This is a genomic window from Methylomonas sp. TEB (assembly GCF_047777895.1).
Taxonomy (GTDB): Bacteria; Pseudomonadota; Gammaproteobacteria; order Methylococcales; family Methylomonadaceae; genus Methylomonas.
Window position 1 is genome coordinate 1,782,595 of the sequence record NZ_CP180476.1, and the last position, 18,176, is coordinate 1,800,770.

Genomic DNA, 18,176 nt, shown 5'->3' on the forward strand with positions numbered 1-18,176 from the left:
AACCATCTCACCAATAGCGGATGTTGTTTAACCGTTCGCACACGTCGAGTTTAGTATTTAAAGCTCACCGTCAACTGCCCGGATACCGGCGTGCCCGGCAAGGCCGAGTTGGTTTGTCCGGATTCGTAGTAGACGGTATCGGTCAGGTTGAACACGTTGAGTTGCACGTCGTAATGTTTTTGATGATAGGCCACCACTGCGTCCAGGCGGGCGTAACCCGGTAATACCGCTTCGTTGACGCTGTCGGCATAACGGTGGCTGGCGTAGTACACGCCGCCGCCGATCTCCCAGTTGTCTGTTAGATGATAAGTGCTCCAGGCTACGCCGCTGTGTTCCGGCACGTTGACGGCCGTCATCCCCTCGAACGATTTCACTAAGCCGCTGACCGAGCCGGTGGCTGTTGATGTGGATTTGCTGATTTTCGAGTCAAGATACGCATAGGTCAGCGATACATCCCATTTCGGCAACACTTCGCCGGCCAGACCGGCTTCGAAGCCGTCCGTACTTTGTTCGCCTGCGAGGATTTGCAGATTGGCATCCAGCGGCGAGGTGGTGCGGGCATTGGTTTTTTCCAGGCGGAACAGGGCGGCGGTGGCCGATAATTTGCCGTCGAACAGTTCCCATTTGCCGCCGATCTCATAGTTATGATTCTGCTCCGGTGGCAGGTTGGCGTTGTTGGCCGACAAACTCAGGCTTTCCGCAGACGGATTAAACGACTTGCCGTAGCTGAAATAGTAAGACTGAGCTTTGCTGGGCTGCCAGACGATGCCGCCGCGCGGGCTCCATTGATCGACGCTGCTATTGAAGTCGGCGCTGCCTATCCGATCAGTCTGTTGCGCCTCGAACACATCGTAGCGGGTGCCGGCCAGTAATTTCCATTCCGGATTGATCTCGAATTGATCCAACACATAACCCGCGTAGGTTTGGGCTTGGGTCAGACGGCTGGTGTCCAGCGTGCCGCTGAAGTCGTACGCCAAGCCGGTGGTACTGGCGGTAAGGCGCGGATTGAATATCGACACCCGGCTGACGCCAGTCGAGTTTTTCGATTTGTAATCGTATTCTTCCCAACCGAATTCGCTACCGAACATCAAGGTATTGTTAAAGCCGAACAAGGGCTTTTTGTAGACAAAGTCGGTTTGGTTGTAGATGTTTTCCTGGGTATTCAGGCGCAAGGCTTGCGAACGGGCGATGGTGCCGGCATTGGCGCCGGTATAGGCCGCCGCGCCGGAATACAGATGGGTCAGGTATTTACGTTCGTAATCGCCGTAGCGGACCGTGTTTTTAACCGAGAAATCCTGGTTGAAACGGTGGGTTAACGCCACGGTGGCCACATTGACATCGGTGTCCATCATCCGGTTATCGGTAAAGCCGTAAAAGGTGTTGATAGGCACGCCAGCCGGCCGGCCTCGATACATAGGCACGCCGTAATCGAACACGCCTTCATCCTGCTGGTGCAACAGATTTAGCGTCAAATCGGTATCGGCGCTAATGTCCCATTTGAACGAAGGCGCGATACCCCAACGGTTGCTGTAGTTGTAGTCGCGATAGGAGTCGGCATCCTGGTACATTACATTCAGCCGGGCCGATAAATCTTGATATTGGGTTTCGGCGTCGATGGCGGTGCGTTTGAAATCGTACAAGCCATAAGTAAAGCTACCGTTAATCCCGGTTTTACCGGTGGGCTTCTTTGCTACTTGATTGATCACGCCGCCGGTGGCGCCGCGACCGAATAAAATTGACGATGCGCCTTTCAGCACTTCGGCTCTTTCGATGAAAAAGGTGTCGCGAGTGTACTGGCCGTTGTCTTTGACCCCGTCCAGATATTGGTCGGAGCTGGCCGCGAAGCCGCGCAAGGTAATGGAATCGCCGGTACGGCCGCCCTCGCCGGCGGCAATGGTCAGGCCGCTGACATTGCGTAAGGCATCGCGCAGGTTGAAGGCGTTTTGCGACTCGATCAGTTCTTTTTTTACCACGCTGACCGATTGCGGAATGTCGCGCAGCGCCATCTCGGTTTTGCTGCCGGTGGTCGAGGTGTCGGCTTTGAAGCGAATGGCCTGTTTTTCGCGGTTGGCTTTGACCTTAACGTCTTCCAAAACCACTTCTTGATCATTGTTGGCCGCTACGTCGGCGGCCGGGTCAGCGGCGAATGCCGCCCCGCTCAGAGCCGCGCCCAGCGGCAATAAAGCCCCCAAGCGCCACTTGGCAGGGGTGGTTTTTTTCGTGGTCGAATGGTTTGCAGACATAGTATTCCCGTAACTGAATAAATAGTGCTGGCTGCCTGGCTGGGAATGCTGGGTGGCTAAGATTTTACGAACCGACAGTTATTGTCCGTCGGTTATTGATCGCTATTCGAGATATGCGGCTCCAAAAAGCCAAGAAATAAGATCATTCTCAAATAATAACGATTCTCATTTTATTTTTTTTGAGACTAATGTCAACTCCGGAATTTGCGTGCAGACTGTTTCCCAATTCGAAATCAAAGCTTGGATAGGCTTAAATCTTTGAGCGCATTCCAGCCGTTTCGCGAGCTTGGTAGCCTAAAGGCTTGCGGAAATTAGCCTTTAGGCTGCAAAACCAACGGCGAGTTAATGGCTGAAATTTCAAGGAGGAAGAAATACTTTACTTTTCAAATGAGAATAATTATCATTTGAGTCAGATTAAAAATCAGCTGCCGCGACGTGAAAAGATTATTCCCCTTATTTAGAGAACCTGAGGCTGTGCGCTTGGCAATCGCTCCGGAAGTTTTGGCGGCGTTGGTCGAAAAAGGCGAAATCCATGCCACGGATTTCCGATGTCTTGATTTAGGGTCGAAACAAATCGTTTGGAAAATGTTCCTGTCTCAGGCAAAAGCCAAGCTCAATCGTGGTTTAGTAAATCCCGAGCTTTAGTCCGCTTAAAAAGTTTTTTACCCAATCCCTGACGATTTTTGAAGGAGTAAACCTATGAGCAACAAACCCTGTACCCACGAATGTTTGGCGGCGACGGCCTTATGCAAGGTATTGATTTGCCGCGAATGCGGCGTCGTCCACCTGCATCTGCAGAACATGTCATTGCGCCTGGAAGTGGCGGATTTTCTGAGCTTTGCCGACACCATGGCCGAAGCCGCGCACCAGGCCAGAGCCGGTCAAAAAGACAAAAGCAAACGCGCCGGCTTTACGGTGGTTAAATCCAGCACCAGACTCAATTAGCGAAACCGCACTTGCCGGAAAATTCCCCGGAGGTTTGCCTAAGATAGCGGGATGGCGGAATAACCTTCAGAAACTACCCATTCTGCTTTCGCTGTGTATGCTGGCATCCAGAGACACGACGCTGTCCGCCATGCCTATGGTTTCCGGCCGATGGGCGATAGTTAAGCGGGTGATGCTTAACGAATTGATTGCCAAATTCACCTTCCGCTCTGTTTCGACATCCAAGTGGCTGGTCGCTTCGTCCAGGACCAGTACCGACGGCACTTTGTAGAGCGCCCGCGCAATGATGAGCCGTTGCTTTTGCCCGCCGGAAAAACTGCTGCCCATATCGCCAACCTGGGACAGATAACGCATGGGCAGAGCCTCGATTTCATCGTCGATGCCGGCGAGTTGAGCGCTTTGTTTCAGCAGCTCGAAATTGGTTTGTAAGTCGAAGCCGGAAATATTTTCCTGAAGGCTCCCGGAGAATAACTGGTCTTCCTGCAATACCGCGCCCACCAGCCGGCGCCAATTGGCCAATCCGAATTGGCTTAAAGGCATGCCGTCGATTTCGATGACACCCTCGGTCGGTTCCAGCAGGCCCAAGCAGAGTTTGACCAAGGTGCTTTTTCCGCATCCGGACGCGCCGACGATGGCGATGTGTTCGCCGGGTTGGATGGACAGATGCAAATTGCGAAATATCCAGGGCATATTCGCGCCGTAGCGAAAGCCCAGGTTTTTAAACTCGATGGTGGGGCTGAAATCCTTTCGGTTGATGACTTTGTCTGCGGCGCAGCCGTCAGTCTGTTCTTTTTCCGCCAAGACAATATCAGACAAACGCTCCACATGCAGGCTGACCATGCGCATCGACATCAGGTTGTCGATCAGCCGTTGCATCCGCGATGTAAAGTCGTCTTTGTAAGAAATAAACGCCATCAGCATGCCGACGGTCAAAGCGTTGTCCATGACCATGGTCGCGCCGACCGCCAGCACGGCGATGGCTTCGGCGGCAAACACCGCGCTATAGCCCAGCGAAAATCCCAGCGACATTTTTTGCGCGCCGATGCGTTTATTCACGCCGGCGACGAACAAATTCAGCCAGCGTGCCCGGCGCTGCTCTTCCAAACCCGCCAACTTTGTGGTGTGCACGGCGCGAATGCTTTCCAGAAAATGGCTTTGCGCCTTGGCCTCGTGCGCCAGTGCTTCATCGGTTAAGCGATGATAGATTCCATGGGGCAAAACGCGGATCAGCAGATAGGCCAATACGGCGGCGACGGCGAAAGCGCTTAGTGTGGGGCTGTACAACAACATCACCGCCAGGACAATTAAACCGAATCCGCCGTCCAGGACTACTTCGACTAATTTGCCGGTCAGCGTCTGTTGAATGGCTTGCATCGATTGAAACCGGGATACGATGTCGCCGGTATGCCGTAGTTCGAACCAATGCACGGGCAGCCTTAACAAATGGCCGATAATGCGGCCGGCCCATTGCAGATTGAATTGTGTCGCCAGCACGATGGCCAGCCAGCTTCTAACGGCTTCCAACACGATTTTAATCACGGCAATCAAGGCATAGGCCAAGGCTAACACCAACAGGAAATCCCGGTCGCCGGACACAATCGCACCGTCTACTATCCATTGGGCAACGATTGGTGTCAGCAAGGCGAATAATTGCATGGCAACGGCCAATACCGCGATTTGCGTCAAGCTCCGGATCAGGCCGTCGACTTTACCGACCAGTTTAGCGAGAGGAATACGCGACCTCGGCGTAATACGCTCGAACGCCGGCGCAGGCGTCAGTTCCAAGGCCACGCCGGTAAACAGGGTGTTGACTTCGGCTATAGCCAGCTCCCTTTCGCCCTTGGCCGGGTCGTGGACCAGCACCCGGCCGCGCCCCACTTTTTTTAGCACGACAAAATGGCTCATTTGCCAATGCAAAATACAAGGGAGACTGAGTTGGTCGAGTTCCGCCAATTCCAGGCGTAGCGGTCTGCATGAAAATCCCAATGCCGCGCCGATACCGACCAAATCCATCAACGTGGAGCCGCGTAGCGACACCGCATACTTGGCGCGTAAGTCGCTCATGCTGTGTGCGGCACCGTGGCAGGCGGCGACATAGCCTACGCAGGCCAAGCCGCATTCGGCCGCGGTGGTTTGCAAGTACGACGAATGGTGCGAGTGCTTAAGGTGCTTCATTGTTGGTATCGACAAACACTTCCAGCAACTGATCGGGATTGATGTGGCGGGCAATCGCCGTATTCACTTGGGCCAGCGTCAAGGTTTCAACGCGGGCATTGATGTCGGCGTAGTAGCGCATGTCGCGCCGTAAGCGTAATAGCAGATTCAGCTTGCCGAACAGCTTGTCATGATCCAGCTTGCTCAGATCGTTGCGATGGCGCCAGTTCTCTTTTGCACTGTCGAATTCCGTAGCGCTGAGGCCGTCTTTAACCAGCAGCGCCAGTTCCTCGTGCACGGCTTTGGAGAGTTGTTGCCGCAGGGCCGGCGCATAGGTCGCGCTGATGGTCAGGGTGGCGCGCGGTTCGAAGGCGGAAGCGCTGATCTTGCTGGCCACGCCGTAGGAAATGCCTTCTTGTTGACGCAGGCGGCGACCGAGGCGGGATTGAAGCGCATCCTCGCCCAACGCGACATTCGCCAGCATTAAAGCCAGGGTGTCCGTCTCGTCCGCTTGCAACGGCTGTCTAAGCTGTGCCGTGTAAGTGCCGTGCGCGCCATCGGCTACGGTCATGACATGCCGGCCGGGCGCCAATGCGGCGTAAGGCAGGGGCGGCCGCTGGTAGACCTGCTTGCTGCGCCAGGGACCTAAAAGGCTTTCCAACTGCCGGCGCGTCGCGTTGGCATCAAACTCACCGGACAGCAGCAACTCCCCATTCGCGCCGTAATAATCGGCGTGGAAGGCTTTTACATCGTTCAATTCGATGCGCTCCAACGCGGCGAGCGCTTCCGCCATGCCGGGCTCGCGGCGGATGTCGCCGATAGGGTATGGGCTGGTGAGTGCGGTCACGGCTTGTTCTGCGACGACTTGCGGTTTTGTGCCCAGGCCTTGGTAGGCGACGCGCAATTGATTGCCGATTTCCTTGAATCCCTGCTCCGGCAGTGCCGGATGACGAAGAACATCAATTAGAACGTCCAGAAATTCCGGTAACGATTTCGCGGGCAGATCGAAGCGAATCGCCAAGCGGTCCTCCATCGGCGTCATCGACAAGTGGGCATCCAAACCCACCAAGCGATCAAACAGTTGTTGTCGATCTAAACTGGCCGAACCGTGCGCCAACAGGCTGCCGGTAAGGTCCGCCAGCATACGTTTGCCAAGCATGCTGTCCGCCGTGCCCATACGCACATTCCACTGACCCTGCACGCGACCGGTCGGTATGGGCTTGGGCCAGAGCGCAACCGCCAGCGACTCGTTAATGCTAAAGCGCTCGATTTGCGCATCTATAGCCGCCGCCGTCGCATCGTTAGCCGCCAGGGTCACGGTTTCCGGCAGGTGCGCAGGCGTGGACGCGGGGGATGGTTCGGCGCTTGTCGCTTGCGGTACGAGGGATTCTTTCCGCGCCGTGACACTTGTCGCATGTCGACTGCTCATCAACTGGGCAACCGGGAGACCTTGCTGGAAAAGCGTTTTGGCGGTTTGTTGAATCTCCGGCAATGACATTTCTTGGGCCGCGTCGATGCTCTCGAACCACAGCCGCCAGTCGCCGAGGGAGGCAAATTCAGCCAAACGGTAGCCAAATGCGGCGGCTTGAGTTTGCACATGTAAAGCTTCGTTGCGTATCAAGTTTTTAGTACGTTCCAGTTCTTTTTCAGTGAACACGGTATCGCCCAGCGAATGCACTTGTTCTGCTAAGGTGTGTTGGAGTTGTTCCAACGCTTCGTTATCGGCTGACAGCGGCAGCGCGGTTACTTCGAATGCACCCCCATTGCGCAATAGCAAGGGCATAGCCGAGACAGAGGCTGCCTGTCCGGTGCTAACCAGCGACTCATGTAAGCGACTGGCGGGTGAACCGGCCAGCAAGCCGCTCAGTAGGCCCATCGCCGCTACATGCTTGGCATCGAACGAATGGGGTAACGGATAAAATAACGACGCGGAAGCAACATCGTCGTCGCCGCGAAAACTCGTTTGCGGGTCGCCGCTCTCCTGTCCGGACGCCGCCTGGAATGCCGGTGGCTGCCCAATTTTTGGCGATTTAATCTCACCAAAATGAGTTGCCAATTGCTTCCAGGTTTCGTCAACGTCAAATCGACCGGTAATGATCAACAGCGCATTGTCGGGACGATAGTGTGTCCGATAGAAAGCCTGGGCGTCGTCGATGGCGATACCGCGTAATTCGGTTTCGTTACCTATCGGCGGGCGTACATAGGGGGCAAAGCGAGTAACAACCGGCAGTATTTGTTGCGCTAATTTTTGCCGATGATTGCTATCGCCAAGCTCCTTTTCCCGCAATACTACGGGTAACTCCCTGGCAATATCCGTTTCCGTAATCGCCAGTTTATGCATGCGCAAGGCTTCTTGTTGCAGCAGCCAGTTCAGCGTGGGCTGGTCGCTGGAAAAGGCCGTGTGGTAGATAGTGCGGTCGAAATTGGTATTGCCGTTATAGGCAATGTTGCGGCGCGCCAGCTCGCTGACCAGCGAATGATTGTCCGGCGTCGTCGGCGCGTTAAACAGCAAATGCTCCAGCAAATGTGCGAGGCCCGACTTTCCCTCGGGATCGGCGAGCGAACCGCTGAAATACACCAGCGTCACTGCCGTCTGCTCGGCCTTACTATCGGGAACCAACAAGGCCCGGAAACCGTTCTCGAATCGCCGTTCGATCGCGCCGTATTTCTCGGCGGCGGCGCTGTTTGTATTATTTTCCGTGGCGTGCCCGCTACCAACGTTGACGAGAGTTAGTATTAAACATGCTATTAAGGTCGAGCGGGTAGGGTTCATGGGTAAGATTCCTTTCTAGGGTTGGATAAATGGATTAAGCGCTCATCAATTTTGGAAAGTGCGCGGGCATGAGAACTAAAAATTCGTCAGATTTTGTTTCTATAATCGGACGGAACTAAAAAACTCAATTTTTGAAATAAGACCATGCAACTAAGAGAATTGCCGTGGAATTAAGCGCATGAAGCAAAAACTGCATTCTGTTAATTTTGTCTTCGGACTTGCCCAAGGTATTTTTAACTAACATCTCTAAAGAAATACAGAGTGCCATCACAGCAAAATATAAGCTAACAATTAGGTAAATCATTTTATTAACCCTAAAACGATAAATCGTATATTCCTGGTCGTTTCGAATGGAGAAGCGATTCCGAGGAATGGAGGTCTCAATTTCGTCCGATTAAGTTTTACTAATCCGGTCTACGGTTTTTTCCGAGATGTTCAATAGATATTTCGTCGAAACGGTTTATTTGATGGCCAAAATCTCCGATAAATAACAGAGATAATGCTCAGTAATAAAAATATCCCCGAGATCAGAACAATATTGTCATGCAGTGCTTTATCTTGTGTCACTAACTCTGAAGCCGCGCCGGCACAAATAAATCCCGTCACTAAGTAAGTGGTTATATCGCGTCGATACGCAAATTCGGCGGTTTGTCTTCCCGAGAATAGTTTTTCGATGTGATTTTGGTTTTTTTTAAAATAAAAAAAACCTGCCAGAAATGTTGAACATAAAGCGATGTACAATACAATCGAGTGCTCACCGTCGAGATGAGAGGCGATATCCGAAGTTGCCTTTGGAAACACGAATATTAATACCGCAAGCGTCGATAATAGGGCTAAAACCGACGCGATGATAATCAGAAACGGGTTATATCTCATGAGTAGTACCGATAGATTAATTTAATACTGCACCGGTAAGAAAGACTCAAAATGGTGAGAGAGTCTTTCTTTGGTGCCCCTTTGTCGAATACATTAACTACCGTCCCCATCCTCTCCGCCTAGCAAATTACTCAATACGCTTTGAATCGGCGTGTGTTGGTTCAGATATTCACCAATAGTCCAGCCCGCTAGTCCGGCAGCGGTTACTGCGGAAGCGGCCACGCCAAAATATCCGGCAGCGGCGATTTGCTGTGCTGTTGTCAACCCGGCCCATTGCGCCATGCCCATACCCACACCGGCACCCAAAGCGCCGGCAATTGCTAGAGTATCTGCTTCCGATAAGCCGCCACCAACGAGTACCATTTCAGTAATTGTCAATTCACGCATATTGCTCTCCTTAGATATATTTGGACTGCATTGAAATATAAGTTTAAAAATAGGTTTTTCTACGTAGCTATGAATGGTGAAGTATATTTTTCAAATTACGTTTTCATAATTTGATATACGCTTCATGTAAAAATGCAGATTTCTATATCAGTAGTCTACCTACCGTTCCTAATATAAAAATATAAATAAATATCCATTCAATGCGATTTAAAGTCTTCGTCGTCTTTCGTTTCCTGTATAAGTCGGTAACATCATTGATTGGCTGTGTTAATTCATAGGAATGAAAAATTGAAAACCAAAGAATTAAGCCTGAACTCGCTAATTGTAAAAACTCAAAAAATTCCCCCCTAGAAACAGCTTGTATGGCCATAATGACACTGAATATAGCGAGAAACCTGATGGTCGTAACAGCAAAAAAAAATTTTTTACAGGTAAATCGGCTCGAATTGTCATTCACCATCGCCATCTTCTCCAAGCTGTGCGTTTGTGATATTGCTTGTGTGAAGTGCATTTACGACCTTGTCTAAATTTTGTGCAATGAACTTTTGAATATCGGTGTTTTCGTTCAATATTTCACCTAAGGTATATCCTATCTTAAAAGCAACTCCTAAATATCCCAATCCCTTAAACGTTGTAAGCGCTATTCTGGCATCCATAAATGGATGAATTTCAGATGGGGGAATAAAACCACCGCCGACAACAGACATTTCAGTAATAGTCAATTCGCGCATATTGCTCTCCATTTTTATGATATATAGATTACAGGTTTTATTTTTAGTGAAAAAAATATGAAAAAATCGGTAACCCCCTAAAATTAATTTTTATAATATAGTCTGGAACCAAAGTAAATAAACTCATAAGTTATACAAGCGGTTAGAATAATTGCTAAAGCAGTTCTTTTTCCTTTTGTTAAATGTGGTGTTGGCTTTGCAAATATGTGTATTGACAAAATTGCGCAAATCGCCGCCAATGAGAGGCCAAACATTGGCAAATAGATTTGATTAATTGGTGTCATAATAAAATCCAGTTTAAGGTTGACTATTATTCTCCTTGTGATCTTTGGTATGGAGATTTTAAAGTGTCATTTATTTAGCGCTCTAAAACCGCTCAATAAGGTCGAGTATCGATAATTGTTTCAACAATTGACTCTCCTTGTCGGATAATTGCTTAGAATTTTTATTGGCCGGCAAGTTATCGGCTGAACTGATGCCGGCAAGAAAGTCGGCGCTCTCGGCGTCGAGATTTATCTTGAAGCCGTTGGCTAATAAGGTCTTCTGATCGTTTGATACTGGTAGGAACGAATTTATACGAATTTTATTGCGCAGAAGGGCGGTGTTATCCGATATTCCGGTCGGAGACAAACTGCCAATATTAAATCGCGATTTAACTCTTTGTTGTTCCGTAAAAGCGATGTAAAAATTATGGAGATTTTCCGGTTCGGCTAGCGTGCTTTGTAATAGCGGGGTAAAACTTTCAATGAGACCTGTCGTATTGAGATAACGGTTGATAGAACCCCGGCTTTCAATGCGATCCGGGAATCGATTGCCGCATAGCCAAAGCAGATAATCCAATAATTTAGGCGGAAACGTGCCTATGGCGACATGAAACGTCTCTTCGCCCGCGATAGGCAAAGCCTCGTGCCACCAGCCTCTTGGGATATACAGCAAATCCCCGGCCGCCAATACCGTATCCAACACCGGTTCCGCCGGGCATTCCGCTTTATGGTTTAGGCTGGTTTGATGGTTTAAGGGTAATTCGAATGTGGATTGATAGAGGCGCCATCTTTTGCGTCCGATCAGTTGCAAGGCGAACACGTCGTGGGTATCCCAATGTTTGCCAAACGAACCGTCGCCGCCGAATGCCGCATAGGCATTGGCGTTGGTCTTTTCGCCGACAAATTGCGCGACATCCATGCAATAGTCGTTAATTTCCGGGAGGTAGAGCTGTAGTTTGTTTAATACCAAGGTCGCACCGTCCGTTAAATAGCGGTACAAAACGTCTTTGACGATACGTGTGCGTTGTTCGCCCAGTTCCCAATAAGGCTCGGTATAGCGGCCTGGTTCGACCGGTCCGTCTTTAAATAACTTAATCTGCGTATTGGCGTTTTCCATGGCGTAAAGCGCGTGGTCGATATGCTTCCAGTTTAAAGAGTGCTCGGACAGCACTTGGCGCTTCAGCCACCACCCGCGTTGGTAATGCGCGTCGAAAAATTGTGTCCTATCGATGCCGAAATGAATCAATGACATAGCGTTCCCTAGTTATATTTGGTTAATCCGTAAAGCGGTTCGATCATCCATTCGATTAAGCGCCGCGTATCTTGTTCGATGTCCGCCTCCACGATCATGCCGGATACCAGCCGTTTCGGTTCGCCGTACACCGAGGCAAACTGCGAATCGAGTTTTACGGTGACGCGGTAATAATCGTCCGGTGGGGAATTGGCGAATAAATTCGGTAAGGTCTTTGATGAAACCGGATTTTTCGAGACGGTTGCGACCGTTCCAGAATACTGGCCGAACTTTTGATAGGGGTAGGCTTGGTAACGCAAACGTACTTTCTGGCCGGATTCGACAAAGCCGATGCCGCGCGTGGTCACGTACAATTGCGCGGTCAGTTCCGCGCCATCGCCAAGCAAGGTTGCCAAAGCATCCTTATCCGAAATTTGGCCGGGGTGCACGCTAATACCGGTTACCATGCCGTCAATGGGGGCGACGATAGCCAATTGGCTTTGAATATGGGTTTCCTGGATTTTTTGGCGGAGTATGCTTAAGTCTTGGTCGATATTGGCGATGCTGATTTGGGTTTTTTCCGGTGCGATGCGTTTTTCGTCCTCCAGCTCCAATTTTTTTCGCTCGAGTTCGTCGTAATCCCGCTTTAAATCCGATGCTTGGGCACGCAATAGCGTCAGGTTGTCCAACTCCTCGTCTAATTTGTCTTTCGCAATAAAGCCGGATGTCGCCAGACCGCGATGCTTATTCAGGCGCTGCTCCGCCAAGAGCAATCTTTCCTGATGCTGAGTTATCTGTTGCTTGGCGTCGGCAATCGATACTTGTATTGCCGCCAACTGTCTGGATAGTGCCGAATTATTTTTGTCTTGCAGGGTGCTTAATTGGCGCTTTTCCCGGAGATTGGCTTCCTCTTCCGCGCGCAGTGCCGCTTCAAGTTGATCGGCGTATCGGGCTCCGCTGGCGTCCGACCGGTTTGTGAATGAAGAAAGATGGCGTTCGTCTCTTAACGTAAATAAGGTGTCTCCGGCATGAACCGTTTGACCTTCCTCAACATGAACGGCCGAAATAAGCCCAGGCGCCGGCGTGGCAATAATAATCGCGCCGCCATTTGGGACCAACATGCCGATAGCGATGGTTCGTTTGGTGTAGGACGCAAAGCTGATAAATAAAACGGTTGCGGCGACCAGCGTTAATACAATCGCGAATACCAGCCACGACGACCAAGACCTTGCCAGCAGGATGTCGCCTTCCAAGCGTCCGGTCTGCGCTGCCATGGCTTCTGCGCGATAAAGATTCGTCGAGAACATGCGTCCTGCCTATCGGATTTCGATGTTTGACAGCGAAGCGTTTTTGGGCCGCTTAGGCTATTAACCCGGTCCTATTTATCCTTGGTGCCCGGTTCGGGCTGAGCGGGCCGAAGCCTGAGTTGGTTGGCCCTTCAGTACCCTCAAGGGCATGGAGGCTAACGGTGTTTAAGGGCTGGGTTAATAACGAAGAGCTAAAAATCAGCTGTTCGATGGCGCTTTCGGCTGTAGTGAGAAAGCCGTAAACGAAATGGCGGCTAGCGAAAAATGATTTGGTCATAAGGTCCCCTGGATGAATTGATTAGCACCGTGAGGGCTGGCTAGTCAGGAGACATGGCTGGCAATACGCCTTCTGCGCGAAGGCTGAGTGGACTTTAAGGAAGTTCTTGCTCGCTGTCAACTCATATTATGCGGTAGGTCTTGTTTGCTTAGTTTTGCAGCAGCCAAGGCTTCGACTGAATAACCAATCTTGTATTTGCCCGTCTCGAACTGTCTATGGAAGCCGAGCAGATTTAAACATTCGTCGCAGACATTTAATCGACAATGTCGGCTAGCAAGCCTGGGATATAAGCGGCCGCCCGTTTAGCGTTCTGCGCGGGCGGGCCGTGAATTAGGCATGGTCGATCACGCTGATCGCCTGCGGCTTGCGCTTTAACTTCGACGGTTGGCAGCGTCGTGTCGCTGTCGGTTTCGGCGGCGTATGCGGCGGGCCGGCTGTGAAAAGATAGGAGGTTCGCGGCTAGCGGTGAGGTAACGAACCGCAAGGAGTAAATTCTACCGTTTCGCGAACGGTGCGGTTCGCAAGCTCACCGGCAGCCTACGCCAGCGGATGTTGCGAGCAGAGGTAGGGTGGGCAAAATTGCCCACCAGACTATGCTGGCCACTTGATATTCTTGAAGTAGCCAAGTTCAGCCTGAATGTCATCGATTTTCTTAGTTTCGGCGGGATCCCAGTGTGGAATGTGCAGGTAAACGATGTCTGACGAGTGGCCTTGCCTGCCCTTCTTGGGCCGGTCCGTGGCGATGCCGATTACAGTCTTGACGGATTTACAGCGACCCCTCACGACGAGGCAGCGCAGCATCAGTTCTCGCCCACGGAATTCCCGTTCCGCCGAGTCGCCAGTGGTGAAGACGAACGCAGTGTCGTTGTCTGCGACTATGAGGCGTGCGGCTATTCGCGCATTAATGGGGCGAAGAAATTCCAAGAAGGCATCTGCAAGATTCGCTCGGTGACATCGGGGCTGCAGCGCCATTGCGACGAGCGCCAACTCGTTCTGGGTTACTTCCTTTCGGAACATGTCAAACATGCCGTCGGTGAGTAAGTCCTGAGCAAAGCTCTCGATCAGGTTGTCCCAGGCATATGACGACGCTAAGTCCCTGTTCCGCGCGAGATAGTCGGCGCTTTTGGTCAGGGCTAACCAGACACCCTCGTGAATAAACGCAAGAGCTGGTTGTCCGGTATCTGGATCAAACAGTCCAAAGTCAGGTCCGTTCTGGACATAGAGCGCTAGCAAGTCCTCAGCACCGGCACCCATGAAGACAGGCGTCGCGCCGCGCTCGAAGAGGCTCTCGGCGGCGGATAGGTAACGGACAAAGTCTGTGACTGTAGTGAGTTCGTTGAATGTTGCTTCCAAGCTGTACTCGTCAAGCAAGTGCACAAACCCGTGCCCAAGATCTCCCCATTTCAGTGGGACTTTGCCCCGCCCTCCCAGTGAAACCGTGATCCGATGGAACCGACGATCCTTCTTTGGCGGGAGCGTGATCTCTCGCCCATCGCTTCGAATCAGGCCGTCGGCAACCTGCAGCCAACGTTCCGCGCCCCAAATCTGCTTCACTGACTTTTCAATTGCGGACTTTTGCCATCGTTCCCAGCCAACAGCGTCACCGGTATCTCGGTACTCAATCTCTTTGACTGAGAATATGATAATGTGGGGTCCGCAGACCACCAAACAATCACATAGTTCCTTTCCGCCTTTGCCAACGGGGTTTGGGTGGGTCCAAAGGCGCAGGAAGCTAATTGCGCCGAGTTTGTTCACCAACTGTTCTGATGGAGTAAGTCCGGGTGGCATGATGCGGCCTCTGGTATGACGCCTAAGTAGTAATCAAACAGTTTCCGTATATCAGCAAGTTAATCCTTAATTTTGCAATTACTGATTGGTCGGCATGACATTTTTCTGTCTGTATATCATTCGGAAATCAAAACCAACGACAGGTAACGGAGCAATAGGAGTTTTTGAATCACTGGATCGACCGATTGCAACTGGGCCAGTTTCCTCTTCCAGTTTATTCGATTTTACTCCCAATAACACCATCGCCATGCCGGAAAATCTGTGGCATTGAATCGTAAGGTGCCGCCATCCCTGGCGGCGTTGTTAACGTATTCCTCCGAACACGCTAAATCGGTTAACAATCCGGGATTACCGCAGACCTCATTATCCCGACAAGCCCGGCGCCACTTGCCGCCGCGGAATCACCAGCGGCGCGTTCGGGATTTGCGGATGACTACTGATGCTGACCGGGTAAGCGAATACTTGCCGGATCAGCTCGCTGTTCAGGATTTGCGCGGGCGTGCCGATGGCGGCGAGCCGGCCTTGGTGCAGCAGGGCGATGCGGTCGGCGTAAAGCGCGGCCAGATTCAGGTCGTGCAAGACCGCCAACACCCCGGCCTGTTGTTCGTCGGCGAAGCGGCGGGCGATGGCCAGCACCGCGTGCTGGTGGGCCAGGTCCAGAGCCGAGGTCGGTTCGTCCAGCAACAGATAGCGGTGTAGTGGGTCTTGCGGTTCCCAGATTTGCGCCAGCACCCGCGCCAGTTGCACCCGTTGGCGTTCGCCGCCGGACAGCGTGGTGTAGATGCGTTCGGCCAGATGGCCGGTATCGGTCATCGCCAGCGCCTGTTCGGCGATGGCCCGGTTTTGCGCAGCACTGTGGGTTTTGCGCTGCGGGCTGCGGCCCATCAGGGCCACGTCGCGCACCGTAAAACGAAACGCCAGTCCGGAACTTTGCGGCAACACCCCGCGCAGCAAGGCCGCCTGTTGCGGCGGCCATTCCGCCAGCGGCCGGCCGTTCATCGTCACTTGGCCGGCGAGCGGCGCCAATTCGCCGCTCATGGCCCGCAGCAGGCTGGATTTACCGGCGCCGTTCGGGCCGGCCACGGCCAACACCTCGCCGGGGCGCAGTGCCAGCGTCACGCCATCCAGCAAGGTTTTCGCGCCGGCGCGCAGGGTCAGGTCGATGGCTTGCAGCATGTCAATGGCCCATCAACTTTTGCCGGAACAGCAGCCACAGAAAGAACGGACTGCCCAGCAGGCCGGTGACGATGCCGATCGGGATTTCGGCCGGCGCCGCCAAACTGCGGGCCAGATAATCGGCACAGATCAACAGCAAGGCGCCGAGCAGCGCCGACGCCGGCAACAGCCAGCGGTGGTCCGGCCCCAACGCCAGCCGCAATAGATGAGGCACCACCAGGCCGACGAAGCCGATCACGCCGGACAAGGCCACCGCCGCGCCGACGCCGAGCGCGACCAAGGCCACCACGCCGGTTTTGATGCGTTCGACCGGAAAGCCCAGATGGCCGGCTTCGGCTTCGCCGAGCAACAAGGCGTTCAAGGCATCGGCCAGCCACGGCAACAGCAGCAGATTGGCCAGTAAAAACGGTGCGCCGATGGCGACGCCGTCCCAACCGGCGCCGTTCAGGCTGCCCAAACTCCAGAAGGTCAAGCTGCGCAACTGGTCGTCGTCGGCCAGATATACCAGCAAGCCGGTGGCCGAGCCGGCCAGCGCGTTGATGGCGATGCCGGACAACAACAGCGAGGCCACGTCCAGCCGGTCGCCGCTGTCGGCCAGCCGGTACACCAGCCAACTGACCCCAAAACCGCCGGTGATGGCCGCGACCGGTAATAAATAGGCGCCGAATGCGCCGGCCACAGCGCCAAACAGGCTGTCGCGCAAAACAATGACCGCCACCGCGGCCAGCGCGGCGCCGCTGGAAACGCCGATCAAGGCCGGATCGGCCAGCGGATTGCGGAACAAGCCCTGCATCGCCGCGCCGGATGCAGCCAAGGCGCCGCCGACCAGCAAACCCAACACCAGGCGCGGCGCGCGAATCGCCAGCAGCACCGCTTGCTGGTCCGCGCCGAACGGCCAGGGCAGGGCGATACCGAAGCGGTCGGCGACGATGGCCGCGGCCTGGCCGGCCGAGATTGCGACTGCGCCGCTGCCCAGCGCGGCCAAGGCGGCGACGGCCAGCAGCAGTGCCAGCAACCAGCACAGGCCGGCGCGGCTCAAGGCCGGTTTCAACCAAAGACGCGGTCCGGCCGCCGCCATCGCGGCATGCATAGTCATCGGCCGGCCCCCGCGTCGGCGGCTACTGCCGGTTCGTCGTGCAGTCGTTTGGCCAGTTCCAGCACGGCCTGGCCGCTGTGCAAGCCAAAGCCGAGCAAGGCCAGGGTATCGACCACGAAGACTTTACGCTGCCGGCCGGCTGGGGTTTGGGCGATGCCGGGTTGCCGGTAGAACGCTTCCAGGCCGCCGATGGCGTTGGCGGCGACGTCGGTCAACAAAATCACGTCCGGCGCGGCGGCGACCATCGCCTCCGTGCCTATCGGTTTGTTGCCTTGCAGCTCGCCGGCGGCGTTCGCGGCGCCGGCCAGGGTTAATACTGCGTCGGCGGCGGTGCCGCGGCCGGATGCCAACGGCGCGCCGTGGGCGACCGCCATCAAAAACAGCACCTTGGGCTGTTCACGGCTTTGCGCGCGCCACTGCGCCAACCGGTCGAAATCGGCTTGCACTTGGCCGGCCAGTGCCCGGCCTTGCTCGGCTTTATCCAGCAAACCGGCAATCGCGCCGATTTTGGCGGCGATGCCGGCGGCGGAATAGTCCTCGGCCAGCGTTTGAATTTGCACGCCGGCCGCGCGCAATTGTTCCAGCACCGCCGGCGGCCCGGCGTGGGCGCTGGCCAGCAGCAGGTCGGGACGCAGCGACAGCACGCCTTCGGCCGACAGCGTGCGCATGTAGCCGACTTGCGGCAGGGCTTTAGCCTCGGCCGGCATCAGGCTGGTGCTATCGACGCCGACCAGGCGCTCGGCGCCGCCTAGCGCATAGACGATTTCGGTCAACGCGCCGCCGACCGAGACGATGCGGCTCGGACCGGCGGCATGGGCCGGCGCGGCGGCGGTTAGCCAGAGGAAGGCCGCACATGCGGCTCGCGCAAGTTTATGGCTTAGGGATGTGGTCTGTTTCATGTTCGGGTTTTAGATGATCTCTACAAATCA

Annotated in this window: 14 protein-coding genes; 2 read left to right on the forward strand and 12 right to left on the reverse strand. The window is 53.8% G+C overall.

Translation table 11 applies throughout. The features are described from left to right. Positions 1-50: 50 nt before the first annotated feature. Positions 51-2,243 (reverse strand): TonB-dependent receptor, encoded by a 2,193-nt coding sequence (locus tag ACMXD4_RS08075; protein WP_171695913.1) that lies wholly within the window; start codon positions 2,241-2,243, stop codon positions 51-53. A 435-nt stretch (positions 2,244-2,678) separates the two neighbouring features. Between ACMXD4_RS08075 and ACMXD4_RS08080 the strand changes: the two genes are divergently transcribed. Together ACMXD4_RS08080 and ACMXD4_RS08085 are read left to right on the forward strand one after the other, a co-directional pair. After that, on the forward strand, positions 2,679-2,888 hold the full coding sequence (locus ACMXD4_RS08080; RefSeq protein WP_033155342.1) for a hypothetical protein: 210 nt from the start codon (positions 2,679-2,681) through the stop codon (positions 2,886-2,888). Positions 2,889-2,942: 54 nt separating this feature from the next. Continuing rightward, positions 2,943-3,188 carry a hypothetical protein gene (locus ACMXD4_RS08085; RefSeq protein ID WP_415880418.1) on the forward strand — a complete coding sequence of 82 codons (246 nt, stop codon included), beginning with the start codon at positions 2,943-2,945 and terminating at the stop codon, positions 3,186-3,188. Between the two features lie 66 nt (positions 3,189-3,254). Here the strand turns inward: ACMXD4_RS08085 and ACMXD4_RS08090 are convergent, their stop codons facing one another. The 11 genes from ACMXD4_RS08090 to ACMXD4_RS08140 all read right to left on the reverse strand — a co-directional run bounded on the left by ACMXD4_RS08090 (position 3,255) and on the right by ACMXD4_RS08140 (position 18,146). Next, complete coding sequence (locus ACMXD4_RS08090; protein ID WP_415880419.1) at positions 3,255-5,363, reverse strand: peptidase domain-containing ABC transporter; 2,109 nt, start codon at positions 5,361-5,363, stop codon at positions 3,255-3,257. Next, a complete protein-coding gene (locus tag ACMXD4_RS08095; RefSeq protein ID WP_415880420.1) occupies positions 5,350-8,115 on the reverse strand; it encodes a M16 family metallopeptidase in 2,766 nt (921 codons plus the stop codon). Before ACMXD4_RS08095 ends, ACMXD4_RS08090 begins: the two co-directional genes overlap by 14 nt. Positions 8,116-8,550: 435 nt before the next feature. Beyond that, positions 8,551-8,991 carry a hypothetical protein gene (locus tag ACMXD4_RS08100; RefSeq protein WP_415880421.1) on the reverse strand — a complete coding sequence of 147 codons (441 nt, stop codon included), beginning with the start codon at positions 8,989-8,991 and terminating at the stop codon, positions 8,551-8,553. 93 nt (positions 8,992-9,084) lie between these two features. After that, on the reverse strand, positions 9,085-9,378 hold the full coding sequence (locus ACMXD4_RS08105) for a hypothetical protein (protein ID WP_033155337.1): 294 nt from the start codon (positions 9,376-9,378) through the stop codon (positions 9,085-9,087). A gap of 449 nt (positions 9,379-9,827) precedes the next feature. Beyond that, the gene (locus tag ACMXD4_RS08110) at positions 9,828-10,109 is read right to left on the reverse strand and encodes a hypothetical protein (RefSeq protein WP_033155335.1); all 282 of its coding nucleotides are present in this window, start codon (positions 10,107-10,109) and stop codon (positions 9,828-9,830) included. Positions 10,110-10,475: 366 nt separating this feature from the next. Beyond that, a complete protein-coding gene (locus ACMXD4_RS08115) occupies positions 10,476-11,624 on the reverse strand; it encodes a cupin domain-containing protein (RefSeq protein ID WP_415880422.1) in 1,149 nt (382 codons plus the stop codon). Between the two features lie 8 nt (positions 11,625-11,632). Beyond that, complete coding sequence (locus ACMXD4_RS08120; protein WP_415880423.1) at positions 11,633-12,910, reverse strand: HlyD family secretion protein; 1,278 nt, start codon at positions 12,908-12,910, stop codon at positions 11,633-11,635. An 868-nt stretch (positions 12,911-13,778) separates the two neighbouring features. Then, on the reverse strand, positions 13,779-14,975 hold the full coding sequence (locus tag ACMXD4_RS08125) for a hypothetical protein (protein WP_415880424.1): 1,197 nt from the start codon (positions 14,973-14,975) through the stop codon (positions 13,779-13,781). A gap of 363 nt (positions 14,976-15,338) precedes the next feature. Next, positions 15,339-16,151 carry a heme ABC transporter ATP-binding protein gene (locus ACMXD4_RS08130; RefSeq protein ID WP_415880425.1) on the reverse strand — a complete coding sequence of 271 codons (813 nt, stop codon included), beginning with the start codon at positions 16,149-16,151 and terminating at the stop codon, positions 15,339-15,341. Between the two features lies 1 nt (position 16,152). Beyond that, positions 16,153-17,247, reverse strand: a complete 1,095-nt coding sequence (locus ACMXD4_RS08135; RefSeq protein WP_415880426.1) for a FecCD family ABC transporter permease — start codon at positions 17,245-17,247, stop codon at positions 16,153-16,155. Continuing rightward, a complete protein-coding gene (locus tag ACMXD4_RS08140; protein WP_415880427.1) occupies positions 17,244-18,146 on the reverse strand; it encodes a heme/hemin ABC transporter substrate-binding protein in 903 nt (300 codons plus the stop codon). The genes ACMXD4_RS08135 and ACMXD4_RS08140 overlap by 4 nt, the downstream gene beginning before the upstream one ends. Positions 18,147-18,176: the final 30 nt, after the last annotated feature.